The organism is Nocardia kruczakiae NBRC 101016, assembly GCF_001612965.1.
Lineage (GTDB): Bacteria > Actinomycetota > Actinomycetes > Mycobacteriales > Mycobacteriaceae > Nocardia > Nocardia kruczakiae.
This window is the reverse complement of sequence record NZ_BDBL01000013.1, coordinates 116,565-132,887: the sequence shown is the minus strand read 5'-3', so window position 1 is coordinate 132,887 and position 16,323 is coordinate 116,565. Positions and strand designations below refer to the sequence as shown.

The following is a 16,323-nucleotide window of genomic DNA, read 5'->3' as shown; positions in this document are numbered from 1 at the left end:
GCCGGCGCAGCGATGAAGGGACACGCCATGAGAATCACCCGTTTCGCGCAAGCCGTGTCGATCGTGTTCGCGCTTATCGCCGGTTTCGTCGTGGCGGCACTCGGACCCGCGAATGCCCAGACCATGCCGACGATCGTGCTGGTGCACGGGGCCTTCGCCGACACCACCAGCTGGGATGCGGTCGCCGGGAATTTGCGGGCGCGGGGTTATCCGGTGGTGGTGCCCGAGAATCCGCTGCGCGGACCCGCCTACGACGCCGCGTCGGTCGAGAAGACCGTCGCCGGCATCTCCGGCCCGGTGGTCCTGGTCGGCCACTCCTACGGCGGCGCCGTGATCACCAACATCCATAATCCGAACGTGCAGGCGCTCGTGTTCGTGGCGGCGTTCGCGCCGGCGCAGGGCGAGCCGGTGGCGCTGGCGCTGGACCCGATCCGCTTCCCCGGTAGCCAATTGCTGCCGCCCGCACTGCAGATGAAGATCGTCGACGATCCGACCAACGCCGTCGGCCGCAACCTCGACGCCTACATCGCCGACGCGTCGTTCCATCAGGTGTTCGCTCCCGATGTCAGCGATGCGACGGCGGCCACCATGCTCGCCCACCAGAAGTCCCTCGCGGTGTCGGCGAATATCGAGCTGTCCGGGCAGCCCTCGTGGTCGAGCACGCCGAGCTGGTATCTGGTCTCCGCGAACGACACCGTGATTCCGCCCGCCGCGCAACGGTGGATGGCCGGCCGGATCGGCGCGCACACCAGCGAGGTGCAGGCGTCGCATGTGGCGCTCGTCTCGCAGCCCGCCGCGGTGGCCGATGTGATCGCGTCGGCGGCCTCGGCGACCTGAGGATCAGCGCTGTCTGCGCTGCCGCTCCCGCAGCACGTGCGAACGCAGGCGGGAGAATCCCTTGACACGCACGCTGCGTAGGTGCCGCAGGGAGAATTCGGTGTCGCCGGCCAGGGCCGCGGCCGCGCCGTCGTCCACGAGCACCGTTCCGGGACGGGCGACGCCGGTCAGCCGGGCGGCGGTGTTGACCACGGTGCCGTAGAGATCGCCGAAGCGGGTCAGCACCGGCCCGTAGGCCAGGCCCACCCGGATCTGGGGCATCTCCGAAATCGTCTGTGCCGCCCGGCCGATCGCCACGTGCAGGTCCAGCGCGATGCGCGCGCCCCGGTGCGGATCGTCGACGGCGAACATCACTTCGTCGCCCACGTTCTTGATCACCCAGCCGCCCTGGGCGGTGATCGCCTCGGTGGTGGCGGTTTCGAACGCCTCCAGCAGATCGGTCAGCTCGTCGGGGTCCAGGTGCCGCGACAGCCGGGTGTAACCGGCCATATCGGCGAATCCGACGAGTAATTGCCGTTCGGCGCCGTCGGATTCGAGGGATCGGCTCAGCGCCGCGGCCAGATGCCGCCGCCACGCGTACTGCTGCAGATCGGTGAGCACCTCGATGGCGTGGGCGGTGGCCTCGGCATCGGTGCCGGCGCCGAGTTCGCGGGTGATCAGATCCGCCTGCCATTCGGCCAGTCGCGCCATCGACTGTCCGAGGGTGCGGGCGGCGGCAATCTGATTCTGCTCGTTGACATTCGAGGCCGGGCCCAGTGCGCAGAAGGTGCGGACCGCGGCGACGTCGGCGTCGGTGAACGCCGCCTCGTCGTCGCTCGCCGCGGCCGGGAAGCCCAAGGCGATCCACAGTTTGCGGGCGCTGTCGACCGAGACACCGGACAGCTCGGCCACCTGAGCGCGGGTGTAGCGGCGGGGACCACCGAGAAGAGTTGTTTCGACCACCGCGTCGACCACGTCGGTCGACTCACCAGACTCGCTCACCCGGCAAGTACAGCACATCGCGGCACGGATGCCACCGCCGTCGCCCGCGACGGATTCGGCCGGAATTTCTTGTTTGAGCCTGCGAGTCGCGGATACCCAGGGCGGCATGGTTCATACGGAAGCTGCGGAGACGATCATGAGCACCGATACCACTGCTGCCTCGACCCGGTCCGCTACCGCTCGCGACGACGGTGGCCGCAATTCCTATGACGGGATCGAAGATTCCTTCCGTGCGCTGGCCGAACTGGAGGCCACCGACCCGCGCCGCGCCCGGCTGCGGGAGCAGATCATCGCCGACTGCATGCCGCTGGCCGCCCACATCGCCCGCCGGTACGAGGGCCGCGGCCAGTCGCGGGAGGATCTGCAGCAGGTCGCGAACCTCGCGCTGGTGCTGTCGGTGGACCGGTACGACGTGTCCCGGGGCGCACCGTTCCTGGGCTTCGCCGTGCCGACGATCATGGGGGAGGTGCGGCGGTATTTCCGTGACAGCGGATGGGCGGTGAAGGTGCCGCGCCGGATGAAGGAGCTGCGCGCCCGCATCTCCCAGCAGAGCCTGGTGCTGTCCCAGCAACTCGGTCGCGAGCCCAGCAGTCATGAGCTCGCCCGCGCTCTCGACGTCCCGGTCGAGGAGGTCGTGCAGGCGACCGTGGCGGCCAACAGCTACCTGTGCGACTCGCTCGACGAAACCCAGTCCGCCGAGAGCGACAGCCCGACGCCGCTGGGGGCCCGGCTGGCGGTCGACGAACCGCGCTACGAGTTCACCGAGGACGCGATCACGGTGAAGCCGCTGATCGAGGCCCTGCCCGAGCAGGAACGCAAGATCTTGATCCAGCGTTTCTACGAGAGCAAGACCCAGTCCGAGATCGCTGCGCTGCACGGCATCTCGCAGATGCAGGTCTCGCGGATTCTCAGCCGGGTGCTCTCGGGGCTGCGCGAACAGGCTCTCGCCGAACCCGCGCGCCCCCGGCACCTGCGCGCGGTGGCGTGACCTCCTACGCGAAATTCGCCGTGATCCACTCGGCCGCGGCCGTGGTCCAGGTGACACCGGTGCCCGGCATGTCGTGTGCCGGGTACAGCACGTGCTGACCGTCGGGATACGGGGTGAGATAACCGATCACACCGTTGACGGCGGTGGCGAAGCGTTGCAGGTTGGCCACCGGATTCGACATCAGGAACTGCAACAGCTGCGCGAAGATGAGATAAGTCGCGTTGCCGAAGCGGGCCCCCTCGACGAACGAGAACGGTGAGATTCCCACGTCGATGATGCGCAGCGGCGAGTCGGCCGGGGAGGCGGTGATGATGTCGCCCGGGTTCGCGTACTCCCGTGTCGCGACCGCCGCGGGCCAGGCGCCGTGCTGGCCGTGCAGGCCGAATGTCGGGGGCGGGCACAGGTTGTTCACCGAATCGCCGGCCTTGCGCAGTGGGTTGGCGATGAAGACGGCGAAGGCGATCTCGAGGGGGCTGCCGTCGGTGTTGGTGTACTCCCCCCGGGCCACCCCCTCGAGGATTCGGCTCGCGCAGATGCCGCCGAGCGAATAACTCAGCAGCGCACAGACATTCGGCGACTGCTGGATCGCCTCGACGCCCGCGGCGGTGCCCAGCCGGACCGAGGTGTCCAGCGACGGGCCCCACAGATTCGGATCCGGCCCGACGGAGGCGGGCCAGTCGGGTTCGAAGAAGCTGAAGCTGTCGGTCGAGAGCAGATCGGTGACCGCGGCCAGCATCCCCGCAGGGCTGCCGTCCGCGTTCCGCGGCTCTCCGGTTCCACGCAACGTGATGATGTCGATCATCGGGTTCTCCTTGCCCGCGACGAACTTCGACGGATCTTCCACGGTCGGCCCCGAACCGAGTACGGTCGGGAGTTGTGAAAAGAAGGCGGATGGCGTGGTGGTCGCTCACCGCGGCCGCGGCTGTGACCGTCGCGGGCTGCGGATCGGACCAGTCGGCGCCGGACACTCCGAATACGAGCGCGGCCCCGGCCCTGCACGTGGGTTCGGTACCTTCGTACGATGGTACCCCGCCCACCCGTGCTGCGAATGCCGTTGCGCCACAATGCCGGACATCCGATCTCGCGGCCGCGCTGGGCCCCTCGACCGCCGCCGCCGGAACTGTCGCATTTCCGATCGTGTTCACCAACAACGGTTCCGGCTCGTGCGTCCTGGAGGGTTTCCCGGGTGTCTCCTATGCCGCCGGCCCCGACAGCTCGCCCGTCGGCGCCCCGGCCGCCCGCGACGGGAGTGCGTCCGGACCGGTTCAGCTGGCACCCGGCGGCCAGGCTTCGGCGCTGGTGTTCGCGGTCGACGTGCACAACATTCCGGCCGACCAGTGCGGGCCCGTCGACGTGCCGGGACTGCGAATCTACCCGCCCGACAACACCGCATCGCTGTATCTCGACCGTGCGGCGACGGCGTGCGGTAACGGACAAATGACTACGCACCAGCTGCGGGTCCGCGCCCTCGTGCCGGGCGCCGAGGGGCGGTAATTCGATCTTCGACGGGTTTCGTTGGGGGACCGTCGATTACGACGCGGTCACGAGAACCGCACTATCGATGACGAGACAGGCGTAGCCTCGGACAATGAGATAGCCACCCACTCGAAACCCGGTCCTGCCGAGGACCGGTCGACTCTTGGAGGGGAATATGGTCGATTCCCTTTTCGCCGACGTGTCCGAGTTCCAAGTGCCGGTCGACGACTCGTATCCGTATCAGCTCTTCTCGTTCCGTTCCAACGACGGGACCTATCAGGACCACAACTTCTATTCGAACTATTCGTGGGCGGCCCGGGCCGCCGATTCCGGACGCATCGCCTGCTTCATCGTCTACTTCTACTGGCGGCCGAACTGGCTCGATACCGTCGACACCCACCGGAGCATGGTCGGTCAGGCGGGCGGTCCGCATCCGAAGATGATCACGATGATCGATGTGGAATCGGGCGGCAATCCCGGTGGCGATCAATCGGACGGCATCAACCGCGCGTACTGGCGGCTGGCCGATTGGCTGGGTTCGACCCGGCGGGTCATCGGCTACGCCAACCGCCCGGATTTCGACAGTATGTGGCCGGTGCGCCCGGACGGCCTGAACATGATCGGCGCCGGTTACGGCAGAAATCCGAACCTGCCCGGCCAGATCGCGCACCAGTACACCGACGGCCAGGGTTACGGCGGCGGCCTGCCCGAGGGCGCCTCGCCCTTCGGCAACTGCGATATGAACTCCGCCGACGGGTTCTCACCGGAGGATTTCGCCAATCAGGTCGGGGTCGGCACGGTGGCCACGGATCCGGTGACCGACATGTGGATTCAGTTCATGGGCATCGGCGGGAACGGCTGGCCGCAACTGGCCGGCCACACGCTCGTCGACGGTGTCGCCAGTGTGGGACAGACCCTCGGTCTGCCTGGTTTCGCGGCGCCGCCGGGGCCCACCCAGGTGCCATTGCCGCGTGACTCCGACGGCCGCATCCGCGACGAGTGGATCCAGATGCGCGGACTGCAGGGCGCCGGCTGGCCGCAGCTGGGCGGCTGGTCCCTGGTCGACGCCATCGCGGCCATCGGGCAGAAACTCGATATCGCCGGCTTCCAGCCTCCCAACCCGTAAAGCCCCCCACCCCGTAAAGCCCCCCGACGGAGTATTCGCATGCCGACAATCGCCAGTACGAACGGCCGCTTCTTCGTGATCACCGACTGCGTGCCGCAGGTCCGGGCGGCGGCGACGGCCGCCGCCGAGGGCGGCACCCTGGCCGCCCTCACCACCGCCACGGCCGCCGAGATCACGTTCCCGGAAGGGGCTTTCGCCGACGTGGCAGCCTGTGCCACACCGCAAGCCGGGCCGACGGCCTGGTTCGCCACCTTCAACGGCGGGGTCCCCGACGGCTGCGTGTACGCCATCGACCTCACCACCGGGAAGGTGTGCACCGACAACGCCAACCGAGCCGCGGCATGGACGCGATTCGTCCTCGCCGCCCCGGCATGAGCCGGCGATGGCGACGCACTGGGGGACGCCGCTCACCGGGTTCGCCGGAAGTACGGCGAGACAATTCGGAGTAGGTGGCACGGATCTCGGAATCCCTTACGACCGAGAACATTTCGCGCCGGGCCGGTCGGGTTTCGTCTTCGGTGACACGTTCACCGGTGACAGTCAGGGGTCGGGCACGTGGCTCGGCTCGCCCGTGCTGCTGTTCAGCTCCGACCTCCCGGACGCGACCACCACCTTCTCCGCGACCCCCGGTGGCGGGCCGGCGCGACAGGCCCTCACCTACACGCACAATGCCGACAACGGTTACGGGTTCGAGGTCAGCCGGATTCCCAACGACGCGTTCGTCGATCCGAACGGGCGAACGTGGCTGACCTACACCAGTGTTCACGACTGGGGCGTCTCCGACGATCGCTACGGTGCGCTGTTCTGCGGGCTGGCCTACTCCGACGACGACGGCGCCACCTGGACCGACTACGCGGCGGTCTGGCCCAACGACGGCAGTGACGGCTACGGCGGCTGGAGTCCGTTCATGATGCAGTCCTTCGCCGGCATCGGGAACAACAACGGCGACGGCTATCTCTATATCGTCTCGAAGGAGTGGGGACGCAGCCACAATCGCAACGGTCCGATCCTGATGCGCGTGCCGTGGCAGCAGATCGCCGTCCGCGCCGAGTACGAGTACTGGGGTTACGACGGTTCGGCCTGGCGGTGGGGCAATCCCACCCCGACGCCACTGTTCGGCGGGATGGGGCCGATCGGCGAGGTGAGCGTGAAGAACATCGCCGGGACATGGGTCATGTCCTATTTCGACGTCGCCGGCGCCTGCATCGCCACCCGCACCGCACCGGCCATCGACCGCGTCTGGACGGCGCCGAAGCGGCAGATCGTCGCCTCGGCACCGTGGTGGCAGTTCTGGGTCCGCACCTTCCCACAACTCTACGGCGGCTTCATCCACCCCCGGTCGAGCTCAGCCACGGACATCACGCTCTATGTCTCCCAATGGAATACGACCACGAACAGCCCGTACTGGGTGATGCAGTTCGACGGCATCACGCCGTAGCCGCCGGGTCAGCGCGGCGACGACCAGGGCGCCGCCGCGCGCTTCTCGGCCCACCGATGCGGATCGCATTCGAGCTCGCCGCGATCCCACCGGCCCAATTCCGCTGCGGCCGCGTATGTTTCGTGCAGAAAAGCGGCCACCGAAGCGTTCGGATCATCGGCTGCCCGCACCGTCTCGTACGGTAGAACGAATTCTCCCAGCGCGGCGTCGTAGTGTGCGCCCGGTACCCCGAGTTGCCGCTCGCGATACCCCTCCGGTTCGGGATAGGCGTAGGCGTAGAACGCGCCCTCCTCCCCGCCGCCGGGCCAGAATCCGCAACTGCTGAGTTCACGGGAGTAACCCTCCACCATGACCCAGTCGGCGCAGTGCGGCGCACCGCCGCCGTGTTCCGGCGCCGTCCGCCCGGAAAAACGGGTGTAGGCCAGATCCATGGCGCCCCAGAAGAAATGCACCGGACTGGCCTTCCCGATATACCCCGACCGGAACTCGTCGAGTGCGCGATTCGCGTGCACGAGCTGCCGCCAGAACGTCTGCGCGGCTTCCGGATCGTAGGACGCGTGGCGAGTGTCCTCGGCGAACGGAATGGACGGATCGACCTCGTTGGGGCGTCCCTGAATCCGCGTGGGCAACCCCAGCTCGTCGAGCGCCCGCATAGTTTCGGCGTAGAACTGCGCCACCGATTTCGGCGCGAGCTCCACATTGCGACTGTCGCCGGTGTCGGCGCGGATCACCAGCCGATGCGCGAAAAAGTCGAATTCGATATCGAACAACCGATCACCATAGGGAATCGCCGGCGTCGCCAACCCCCGCGGACTCACGAAAAGCGTGACCTGCCACCAGTGATTCAACAACGGAGCATGCGCCAGCCGAACCTTCCCCACCACCTGCATCCACATATGCAGGGTCTCCCGAGTATCCGCCCACTCCGCGACTCGCAACCGCGGCCACGCGGTGGAATTCGTCTCCGGCATATCGGTGGTCCCTTCGTTGTCGATGTCGATGCGAGTCACGGATTGCGAGGAGATTCCGCCGTCAACGCGGGAAGGGTCCGTAGCGCCCAGTCACGAAACGACGTCCACTCGATCTCGGGCGTCGCGCGATGCAGTGCCTCTATGTCGACGCGGTAGCCGCCGGCGTTGAGGAATGCCCACATGGCGTGCATATCCGGATTGCCGATGGCGTCGAGCGACGTCTGCCGATGCACGACGGGCCGGTCCAGCGCGTCACCGATGGCGGCGGCCATATCGGCGGGTGTGGGGGCGTCGCCGGCCAGTTCGACGCGCTCGCCGAGATAGCGGTCCGGCTCTCGCAGGACATGGGCGACGAACTGCCCGAGATCTTCTCGCGCGAGCTGCTGTAGCGGGCGATCCGAAGGTATCGGTAATTCCAGCACACCGTCGAGCAACTCCCGGCGGCCACCGAGCGCGTTGTCGAAGAAATACGTCGGTGCGACGACGGTCGCCGGCAGACCACTGGCTGTGAGTTCCTGCTCGATCACCGCTTTGCTCTCGAAATGCGGAACCATCGTGTTCTGATCCGTCGACGCCACGGAACTGAACACCAGATGCGGCACCCCCGCATCGCCGGCCGCCCCGATGATCGCCCGCCCCTGCCGGACCTCCGCATCGACACCCGCCTCGAACGGTGTGGTCAGTGCGAACACGCCCACGACATTCGTCATCGCGGCCGCGAGCGCGGCCCGATCGTCCAGCGACCCGCTCACGAGTTCCGCGCCGCGCTCACCGAGCCGCTGCGCCCCACGACCCTGCGGATCGCGCACCATCGCGCGCACCGCCCCCCCCGCGCGAGAGCAATGCGTCGGCAACAGCGCCGCCTTGTCCCCCCGTAGCTCCGAGTACCAGTACTGGAGGATGTGTCACAGCACTCCAATCCGATCACGTGGTCAGAAGTACCGCCAGGCTACGTCAGCGCAACCGAGAGTGGTGATCGTTCGCGGTGATGCGCCGGACCCGGTTCGGGCGCCGAGTAGCATCGTGGCCGGGGAGCCGCCGCGGGTCGATCGGAGGGGAATCATTCGTACGTCGAATTCCGTCCACGTTTCACCGTTGCCCGACGTGATCCGTGCCTACATGCGGGCTCACGGATTGACCAAGCACGAGAAAATGGAACGCGTACTGGGCGTGGACCGGACGTTGGTGTCGAAGTACCTCACCGGTGCTCGGGACTGCCGAGATGTCCTGCAGCTGAGGCACTTTGCTCAGGCGATGGATCTTCCTCCCGAGACTTTCGGGCTCATGGAGCTCCCACAGTCCATACCCGTCGACTTCGCCGACACGGTGGCGGATTGGCGGTTCGTGCGTCGAACCTTGAACCGGAATCGGCACGAACTGACCGCGACTGCCGCTCGTCTGTACTGGGATTCGGTGCCGATCGAGGGCACCACCTGTATCACTCGGCCGAACTGGATGGCGCCGGTGCCGCTCGACCTCGACTCGATCCGGCTCGAATTCGACGACGACGCTCCGCCCCCGATGTGCGACGGCACCGAGGTGGAGTCGGAGCCGTATCGGCCGATGCGACCGAATGGGCTGTCCCGGTACACGAGGTACAGCCAGGCGGTCAGAGCGATCGCACGCCCCACTTTGTTCGAGAACCGGGCGTCTTATCGTCTGCTCGACGTGTCGTTCGACGAGTGCGGGGGCCGGATGGCGTTAGGATCGACGACGTACTTCGACATGGTCGACGTGTGTGAGGTCATCGCCCACGAGACCGCAGCCGTATGGACAGCGCATCGCGGAGCCTCTCGCATCACACTGGAGGACCTCCCCTTCCGGAACCGGGTCGGCGACCTGTTCGATCCCGGGCGTCGGCCGATCCTGCCGAGTATCAACACCCTGACCATCCGGCGTGCGCCGGAGGGAGACACCTTCTTCCTCCATCGTCGCGGTTCGAATTCGGTAACGCTGGCCGCCGGACTGACACACATCATTCCTGCGGGGGTGTTCCAGCCGGCTGCGATCGGTCAGGTGAACATGTCACGTGATTTCAGTCTGTGGCGGAACATCATTCGCGAATTTTCGGAGGAGTTTCTGGACACGCCGGAACATGACGGTAGCAGCGGCACGCCGGTCGACTACGAAATCGAGCCACTTCGTACGCTGACCGAGGCGCGTGCGGCCGAAAAAGTTCGGGCATGGTGTTTCGGTGTGGGCCTCGACCCCTTGGCGCCGGCCGGTGAAATCCTCACCGCCGTCGTCATCGACTCGGACGTTTTCGACTCGGCGTTCGAGGGGTTGGTCTCGCGAAATTCCGAGGGCGAGATGTATCCCTCGGAGAATGGCACTCTGGGGATCCGCTGGACGTCGGAGAATGTTCGGCGCGTGCTGAACCACGAACCGCTCGCGGCAGCCGCAGCGGCGTGTGTGGCCCTGACCTGGCGGCACAGGGCGACACTGCTGGCATAGTGCCATGATGGCCTGGTGCGCGTACTGGTCACCGGGGCGAATGGCTATGTCGGTCGGGCCGTTGTCGCGGCCTCGAGTGCCGCCGGGCACGAGCCGGTGGCTATGGTGCGCGTCGAGGGGACGGAAATCGCAGGGGCGACGGAGATGCGCCGGGCCGATCTGGCCGACATCGACTCGCTCCGCAGGGCAATCCGCGACGTGGATGTGGTCTGCCATCTCGCGGGACTGACACGGGCGCGGGATTCGTTCGCGGAGGCTCTTCAGTATGTTCGCGTGAACACCGGGGGAACGATCGCTCTGCTGGAGGCAATGGACGCGACTGGTGTGAGCCGCATCGTCTTCGCGTCGACCGGTGCCATCTACGGGGCGCCGGAACGCCAACCTATGAACGAGGAAGTTCCGGACGCTCCGCCGCATCCGTATGCGATGAGCAAACGTGCGGCTGAACTCGCTATCGAGGCCCGCGCGGGCGGTGGGGAAGTCGCGGCGGTGATTGCGCGGATATCGAACGTCGCGGGCGGAATCGACCCGGATCCGACCAGGCTGGTTCCCCGAGCTCTGACGGCAGCCGCGAGGCACAGGCCCTTGGCGATCAACGGTGATGGTTCGGCCGTTCGCGACTACCTGCATCTACAGGATGCGGCAGCCGCGTTCGTGGCCTGTGTCGAGCATCTCCCCGAGGCCGGAACCGTCGTCCGCTACAACATCGGGAGCGGACACGGCACCAGCGTGATGGACGTAGTCGCTGCCGTCGAGCGGATTACCGGCCGCCCGGTTCCGCTGGAGTATGGCCCGGCGGCACCGGAACCGGCGACGCTGGTCTGTGATCCCTCCAAAGCCATCGCCGAAATGCATTGGCGTCCGCGCAATTCCGATATCGGCACGATCGTCCGGGATGCCTGGGCTGCGGGAGCCGCAGCGTCTGTGCCGTGACAGGCGGCATCGTCTCCCGGAGTGACGAATTGTCACACTGCTCGGCTCGTCTTCGTATCACCCTTGTCTATGAGGATCTCGCGATCAGCGAAAGAGTTCCGCGGCAGGTGCTTCGGCCCTCTCTCCGGCCTCGATAAGGTCCGATTCAGTGCTGCCGTAGCGGCATTACACGCAAGGGGAGCTCGCAAATGGACAGGTCGGATCGTGTGGTGCTGTCTGTGCTAGCACCGGGTGGTCTGCTGACCGCCGGACAAATGGTCGATAGCCCACAACTCGAAGGGCCATGTTTGCCGGGTGCGCGTACTCGATGAACCCGGCGCTCACGCCAGGAATCCTCCGTCGGCGTGCACCACACTTCCGGTGACGGCGGCGGATTCCGGTGTGCACAGCCAGGCGATGGTGGCGGCGACCTCGTCCGGTTCGAGGATGCGGTCGAGGAGTTGGTGGGAGGCGAAGTCGTCGACGGTGTCAAGGTGGTAGAGGCGGGCGGTTTCGGTGAGCAGGGCGGTGCGGGTGGAGCCGGGGGAGACGGCGGTGGCGGTGATGCCGGTGCCGCGCAGGTCGTGGGCGAGTCCTTTGATCAGGCCGACGACGGCGTGTTTGGCGGCGTTGTAACCGGAGAGGTGCCACATGCCGTGGTGGGCGGCCGCGGAGGCGAGGGCGATGAAGCGGCCGTTGGGTTCGGGGCGGCCGAGCATGGCGGGGATGGCGAGCCGGGCGAGGTTGGCGGTGCCGTGGACGCCGATGTCGAACATCGGCGCCCAGTCGGCGTGGCTGGTTTCCCAGAGCGGGCGGCCACCGGTCATCACGGCCGCGGCGGCGACGGCCGCGTCGAGCCGGCCGAACCGGTCCATCGCGAGTTCCACTGCACGGCTGACACTTTCGATATCGCGCACGTCCGCTTCGACGTCGAGTACCGTCCCCGCGTGCGCGGCGGCCACCGCGGCGAGCTGATCTCGGGTGCCGAGCGGATAGCCGAGGGCGGGGTCGTCGCGGCAGATGTCGACGGCCACGACGCGCCAGCCCGCGGCGGCGAGCCGGTGGACGGTGGCGGCGCCGATGCCCCGGGCGGCACCGGTGACGATGGCGACCGGGGCGGAGGCCACTACATGCCCCGGGTGAAGCCGTCGGGGACGATGACGTCGTCGGGGGTGAGGTCGTGGATGGAGGAGTGGCCGAGTCCGTAGAGCGCGGAGTCGATGCCCTGGCGGATGACTTCGAGGACGTTGTGAACGCCGCGATCACCGGCCGCGGCCATGCCCCACAGGTAGGGACGTCCGATCATGACCGCGTTCGCGCCGAGGGCGAGTGCCTTGACGACGTCGCTGCCGCGGCGTACGCCACCGTCGAGCAGGATCTCGACCTGTCCGCCGACGGCCTGAACGACGCTGGGCAGCATGCGGATCGCGGCGGGGGTGGTGTCGAGGTTGTTGCCGCCGTGGTTGGACACGGAGATCGCGGTGGCGCCGATGTCGACGGCGCGTTTGGCGTCGTCGGGGCGGCCTATGCCCTTGATGAGGAAGGGGCCGTCCCATTGCTGCCGCAGCCAGGCCAGGTCGTCCCAGGTGACCGGCGGGGTGCCCATCCATTCGCCGTAGGCGCCGAAGAAGGTCGGGCCCTGCTGGCCGCGCGGGACGAGGTTGGGGGTGGTGAGGTCGGGGAGTTTTCCGGTGCGGGCGAAGCGCCACAGCCAACCGGGTTTGGTGACGACCTGGGGCGCGAAGCGTACGGCGGTCTTCAGGTCGACGCGTTCGGGGAGCGCGGGGCTGCCCCAGTCGCGGGCGGTGGCGAAGACCCAGTCGAGGGTGACGATGATGCCCTTGGCGCCGGCTTCACGCGCGCGGTCGAGGCGGGCGACCATATCGTCTTTGCTTCCGAGCCAATAGATTTGGAAGAACGTCTTGTCGTTGGCGGCGATGACCTCCTCGATCGGCTTGGACCCGAACGACGACAACCCGAGTGCGGTCCCCGACATCGCCGCCCCGCGTGCGACGCCGACCTCACCGGCGGGGTCGACCGCCTGGACACCGGTGGGGGAGCAGATGACCGGCATCGAAATGTCTTGTCCGAGAACGGTGGTGGTCAGGTCGCGGGTGGCGGGCAGGTCGGCGATGTGGGGGCGCAGGCCGAGTTCGGTGAAGGCGGCGGCGTTGTCGTCGAGAGTGGCGCCGGCTTCGGAACCGGCCAGCAGGGCCAGATAGACCGCCTTCGGCACGCGCTTCTTCGCGCGGCGCTGTGCCTCGGCGACCGATTCGAACCAGTCACGGGTGCTTGCCATGAGAATCCTTGTGCTGCAGTCGAAGTCCATACGGCGAGCCGCATCGTGGGGGCAATGCCGAGCCGAGAGGCCGACAGTGGCGGGACAGATGGGCGGTCCGGGGGCGTCGAGGGTGGTTGGTGGTGGTGTCAGGTGAGCCCGGCGAGAGGGCTGGTGTCGCACGCCCGGTCGGGTGCGGTGGTCCTGGCACGGGTCGGTATGCCGAGGGCGACCGAGCGTCGGGTCGGCGCGCTGCGGGAGTGGTTCTTGTCCGGCTGGGGTTTCGCGCCGACTCCGGCGAGGGCGAGTTCGGCGTTGCCCTTCACGCATTCGGGGTCGGGCCCGTCGAGGGGCAGTCCGGTGAAGAATTTCGCGGCCATACATCCGCCCTGGCAGGCGTCGTAGGCCGAACACGAGGTGCAGGCGCCGCCGGTTTGCGGTTGCCGTAGTCGCGCGAACAGTTCCGAGGTGCGCCAGACGCTGTCGAATCCGCCGGTGTCGCGGACGTTGCCGGCGAGGAATTCGTCGTGGATGGCGAACGGGCAGGCGTAGACGTCGCCGACCGGGTCGACCAGGCACACCACCCGTCCGGCCCCGCACAGGTTCAGTCCGGCGATGGGGGTGGAGCCCAGTGCGTTGAGGTGGAAGAACGAATCACCGGTGAGCACGCCCTCGCCGTGGGCGACGAGCCAGTCGTAGATCTGCAACTGCTGGTCGGTCGTGGGATGCAGCTCGTTCCACACGTCGGCGCCGCGTCCGGACGGGCGCAGCCGGGTGATGCGCAGCTGAGCGCCGAACCGGTCGGCGATGGCCTTGAACTCGTCGAGCTGATCCACATTGTGGCGGGTCATCACGACCGAGATCTTGAAGTTCTCGAACCCGGCGTCGGCCAGGTTCTGCATGGCCCGCATCGCGGTATCGAAGGATCCGGGCCCGCGCACGGCGTCGTTGACCTCGGCGGTGGCGCCGTCGATGGAGATCTGCACGTCGACGTAATCGGTCGCGGCCAGCTGCCGGGCGCGTTCGGGGGTGAGCCGAATCCCGTTGGTGGAGAACTTGACTCCGACATGGTGGGCTACCGCGTAGTCGAGCAGTTCCCAGAAGTCGCCGCGGACGGTGGGTTCGCCGCCGCCGATGTTGACGTAGAAGACCTGCATGCGTTCGAGGTCGTCGATGAACGCCTTGCATTCGGCGGTGGACAACTCGCGCGGGTCGCGCCGGCCCGACGACGACAGGCAGTGCTCACACGCCAGATTGCAGGCGTAGGTGAGTTCCCAGGTCAGGCAGATCGGGGCATCGAGGCCGTGTTTGAAATGTTCGACCAGCTTCATCGGTGATCCTGTTCGTCCGGGCCGGCGGGACGCGGCGTGATGGTGCCCGCCTCGAGCAGACCGGCGAGCGCGCTCAGATAGCGGGGATGTTCGGCGTCGGCGACCCCCGCGGCCGCCACGGCAGCGGCCGCGGACGGGTGCTCGGCCAGTCCCTCCACGACCGCCACCAGCTGCTTCGTCTTCAGAAACGACAGACGGCGGGTGGTGAAGTCGTAAACGAGAGCTCCGAACGGCTCGGGCCGCAGCGAGATCGAGGGCGCGAGCCGATAGGAGCCGGCCGGATCGAAGCCGTCAGTAGACACCGCACATGCCATCGATCGAGACATCCTCGACGAGCAGGTCGTCTTCGACGAGCGCGTCCTCGGCGGGGACTACTGTCTGGCTGGTGATGGGTTCGTTCATGACCGCTCCTAGGGGATGGGATCGGGGTAACGGGTGTGAGGCACAGCATAATGGCACCGAGTGACAAAATGGAAGGGGTTACGGCGGAAAAACCTGTCGCACCGCGTGCCAGGGCCGGTCGCAGGCCCTCTACCAGTGCGGACGAGTTGGAGCGAGTCGCATTCGAGCTGTTCGAACAGCGCGGATTCGACGACACCACGGTCGAGGACATCGCGGCCGCCGTCGGGGTCAGCAAGCGGACGTTCTTCCGCTACTTCGACTCGAAGAACGACGTGGTGTGGGGCAACTTCAGCGAACAACTACAGGCGATGCGCGATCTGTTCGATCGATGCCCGCCCGATCAGCCGGTCGCCGACGCGGTCCGCAGTGTGGTGGTCGAGTTCAACCGCTTCGACCCGGCTCAGGTGCCGTGGCATCGCAAGCGCATGGAGCTGATCCTGAAAGTTCCCGCGCTGCAGGCGCATTCGACGCTGCGCTATCAGGAGTGGCGCAACGTGGTCGCCGAATTCGTGGCCGCCCGGCTGGGTGTCGGCACGCACGATCTGCCCGCCCAAGTCGCGGGCTACTGTGCCCTCGGCGTCGCGATCGCGGGATACGAACACTGGCTCGACCACCCCGACCAGGAGCTCACCGACATCCTCGACCGCGCGCTGCGGAGTTGGGGTTCCGGATTCGGCGCCGAGCCGGCGACCACCTAGGGACAGCCACGGCGGAACACGCTGCGTAGGAAAAGTACGTAGTTCTACGGTCGCCGATCACCCGCGCGGACGGAAGGCTGGACGGGAAGTCAGGCCGGCACTACCGCTCGGGGACGAAGATGAACGCAGAGAATCGGCAGCCGTGCTGCTGTGGCAGCGCGACCTCGGCCGTCCTGGTACCGTGCTGAGGCCCGGCGGCGGAGAGTGCGCGGTGCACAACGATGTGCACATGCGTATCTGGCTGGGTGGAACGGCGTTCGATTACCGGACCGCCGCCGCGGCAGTGGACAATATCGTCCGGGACTGGCGGCGCAAGCGTTGGTGCACGATCGAATTCATTCTCGACACCATCGACGGCCGCCTTCCGGAGAACCGCTTGCCGAACGAACGGCTATTCCTGGGCCCGTGAATCCGCCGCTCACCGGCATGGG

At 67.2% G+C, this 16,323-nt stretch carries 19 protein-coding genes; 10 read left to right on the top strand and 9 right to left on the bottom strand.

Annotated elements, in window-relative coordinates:
* Window positions 1-27: 27 nt before the first annotated feature.
* The gene (locus NK1_RS11225; protein ID WP_063008504.1) at window positions 28-837 is read left to right on the top strand and encodes an alpha/beta fold hydrolase; all 810 of its coding nucleotides are present in this window, start codon (window positions 28-30) and stop codon (window positions 835-837) included.
* A gap of 3 nt (window positions 838-840) precedes the next feature.
* Here NK1_RS11225 and NK1_RS11220 read toward each other — a convergent pair whose 3' ends face one another.
* The gene (locus NK1_RS11220) at window positions 841-1,818 is read right to left on the bottom strand and encodes an adenylate/guanylate cyclase domain-containing protein (RefSeq protein WP_063008503.1); all 978 of its coding nucleotides are present in this window, start codon (window positions 1,816-1,818) and stop codon (window positions 841-843) included.
* Window positions 1,819-1,954: 136 nt separating this feature from the next.
* Here NK1_RS11220 and NK1_RS11215 point away from each other — a divergent pair, with 136 nt between their 5' ends.
* A complete protein-coding gene (locus NK1_RS11215; RefSeq protein ID WP_063008444.1) occupies window positions 1,955-2,806 on the top strand; it encodes a SigB/SigF/SigG family RNA polymerase sigma factor in 852 nt (283 codons plus the stop codon).
* A gap of 4 nt (window positions 2,807-2,810) precedes the next feature.
* Here NK1_RS11215 and NK1_RS11210 read toward each other — a convergent pair whose 3' ends face one another.
* Window positions 2,811-3,608, bottom strand: a complete 798-nt coding sequence (locus NK1_RS11210) for a hypothetical protein (RefSeq protein ID WP_063008502.1) — start codon at window positions 3,606-3,608, stop codon at window positions 2,811-2,813.
* Window positions 3,609-3,697: 89 nt separating this feature from the next.
* Here NK1_RS11210 and NK1_RS11205 point away from each other — a divergent pair, with 89 nt between their 5' ends.
* The 4 genes from NK1_RS11205 (at window position 3,698) to NK1_RS11190 (ending at window position 6,846) form a co-directional block, all read left to right on the top strand.
* The gene (locus tag NK1_RS11205) at window positions 3,698-4,300 is read left to right on the top strand and encodes a DUF4232 domain-containing protein (protein WP_063008443.1); all 603 of its coding nucleotides are present in this window, start codon (window positions 3,698-3,700) and stop codon (window positions 4,298-4,300) included.
* A 157-nt stretch (window positions 4,301-4,457) separates the two neighbouring features.
* Entirely contained in the window at window positions 4,458-5,408 is a 951-nt protein-coding gene (locus NK1_RS36195) for a hypothetical protein (RefSeq protein ID WP_369689812.1), read from the top strand.
* Between the two features lie 39 nt (window positions 5,409-5,447).
* Window positions 5,448-5,783: a PQQ-binding-like beta-propeller repeat protein gene (locus NK1_RS11195; RefSeq protein WP_063008442.1), complete on the top strand. Its 336-nt coding sequence runs from the start codon at window positions 5,448-5,450 to the stop codon at window positions 5,781-5,783.
* 7 nt (window positions 5,784-5,790) lie between these two features.
* Window positions 5,791-6,846, top strand: a complete 1,056-nt coding sequence (locus NK1_RS11190; protein WP_063008441.1) for a glycoside hydrolase family 183 protein — start codon at window positions 5,791-5,793, stop codon at window positions 6,844-6,846.
* A gap of 8 nt (window positions 6,847-6,854) precedes the next feature.
* Here the strand turns inward: NK1_RS11190 and NK1_RS11185 are convergent, their stop codons facing one another.
* Complete coding sequence (locus tag NK1_RS11185; protein WP_063008501.1) at window positions 6,855-7,817, bottom strand: DUF5996 family protein; 963 nt, start codon at window positions 7,815-7,817, stop codon at window positions 6,855-6,857.
* Between the two features lie 35 nt (window positions 7,818-7,852).
* The gene (locus NK1_RS11180) at window positions 7,853-8,629 is read right to left on the bottom strand and encodes an NmrA family NAD(P)-binding protein (RefSeq protein ID WP_369689811.1); all 777 of its coding nucleotides are present in this window, start codon (window positions 8,627-8,629) and stop codon (window positions 7,853-7,855) included.
* 601 nt (window positions 8,630-9,230) lie between these two features.
* Between NK1_RS11180 and NK1_RS11175 the strand changes: the two genes are divergently transcribed.
* Both NK1_RS11175 and NK1_RS11170 read left to right on the top strand, forming a co-directional pair.
* A complete protein-coding gene (locus tag NK1_RS11175) occupies window positions 9,231-10,271 on the top strand; it encodes a transcriptional regulator (RefSeq protein ID WP_157104212.1) in 1,041 nt (346 codons plus the stop codon).
* A 15-nt stretch (window positions 10,272-10,286) separates the two neighbouring features.
* On the top strand, window positions 10,287-11,204 hold the full coding sequence (locus tag NK1_RS11170; RefSeq protein ID WP_063008439.1) for an NAD-dependent epimerase/dehydratase family protein: 918 nt from the start codon (window positions 10,287-10,289) through the stop codon (window positions 11,202-11,204).
* 320 nt (window positions 11,205-11,524) lie between these two features.
* Here the strand turns inward: NK1_RS11170 and NK1_RS11165 are convergent, their stop codons facing one another.
* From NK1_RS11165 to mftA, 5 genes are all read right to left on the bottom strand, one after another.
* A complete protein-coding gene (locus NK1_RS11165; protein WP_063008438.1) occupies window positions 11,525-12,310 on the bottom strand; it encodes a mycofactocin-coupled SDR family oxidoreductase in 786 nt (261 codons plus the stop codon).
* Complete coding sequence (mftD, locus tag NK1_RS11160) at window positions 12,310-13,482, bottom strand: pre-mycofactocin synthase MftD (RefSeq protein WP_063008437.1); 1,173 nt, start codon at window positions 13,480-13,482, stop codon at window positions 12,310-12,312. Before mftD ends, NK1_RS11165 begins: the two co-directional genes overlap by 1 nt.
* Before the next feature lie 128 nt (window positions 13,483-13,610).
* Window positions 13,611-14,792, bottom strand: a complete 1,182-nt coding sequence (mftC, locus tag NK1_RS11155) for a mycofactocin radical SAM maturase (RefSeq protein WP_063008436.1) — start codon at window positions 14,790-14,792, stop codon at window positions 13,611-13,613.
* Entirely contained in the window at window positions 14,789-15,094 is a 306-nt protein-coding gene (gene mftB, locus NK1_RS11150; protein WP_245660442.1) for a mycofactocin biosynthesis chaperone MftB, read from the bottom strand. Before mftB ends, mftC begins: the two co-directional genes overlap by 4 nt.
* On the bottom strand, window positions 15,084-15,194 hold the full coding sequence (gene mftA / locus NK1_RS33620; protein WP_081879272.1) for a mycofactocin precursor MftA: 111 nt from the start codon (window positions 15,192-15,194) through the stop codon (window positions 15,084-15,086). Before mftA ends, mftB begins: the two co-directional genes overlap by 11 nt.
* A 50-nt stretch (window positions 15,195-15,244) precedes the next feature.
* On the opposite strand from mftA, the gene mftR reads away from it, so the two are divergent.
* Window positions 15,245-15,892, top strand: coding sequence for a mycofactocin system transcriptional regulator MftR (gene mftR, locus NK1_RS11145; protein WP_369689810.1), 648 nt, complete (start codon window positions 15,245-15,247; stop codon window positions 15,890-15,892).
* A gap of 142 nt (window positions 15,893-16,034) precedes the next feature.
* Window positions 16,035-16,301, top strand: coding sequence for a hypothetical protein (locus NK1_RS11140; RefSeq protein ID WP_157104210.1), 267 nt, complete (start codon window positions 16,035-16,037; stop codon window positions 16,299-16,301).
* Window positions 16,302-16,323 lie beyond the last annotated feature (22 nt).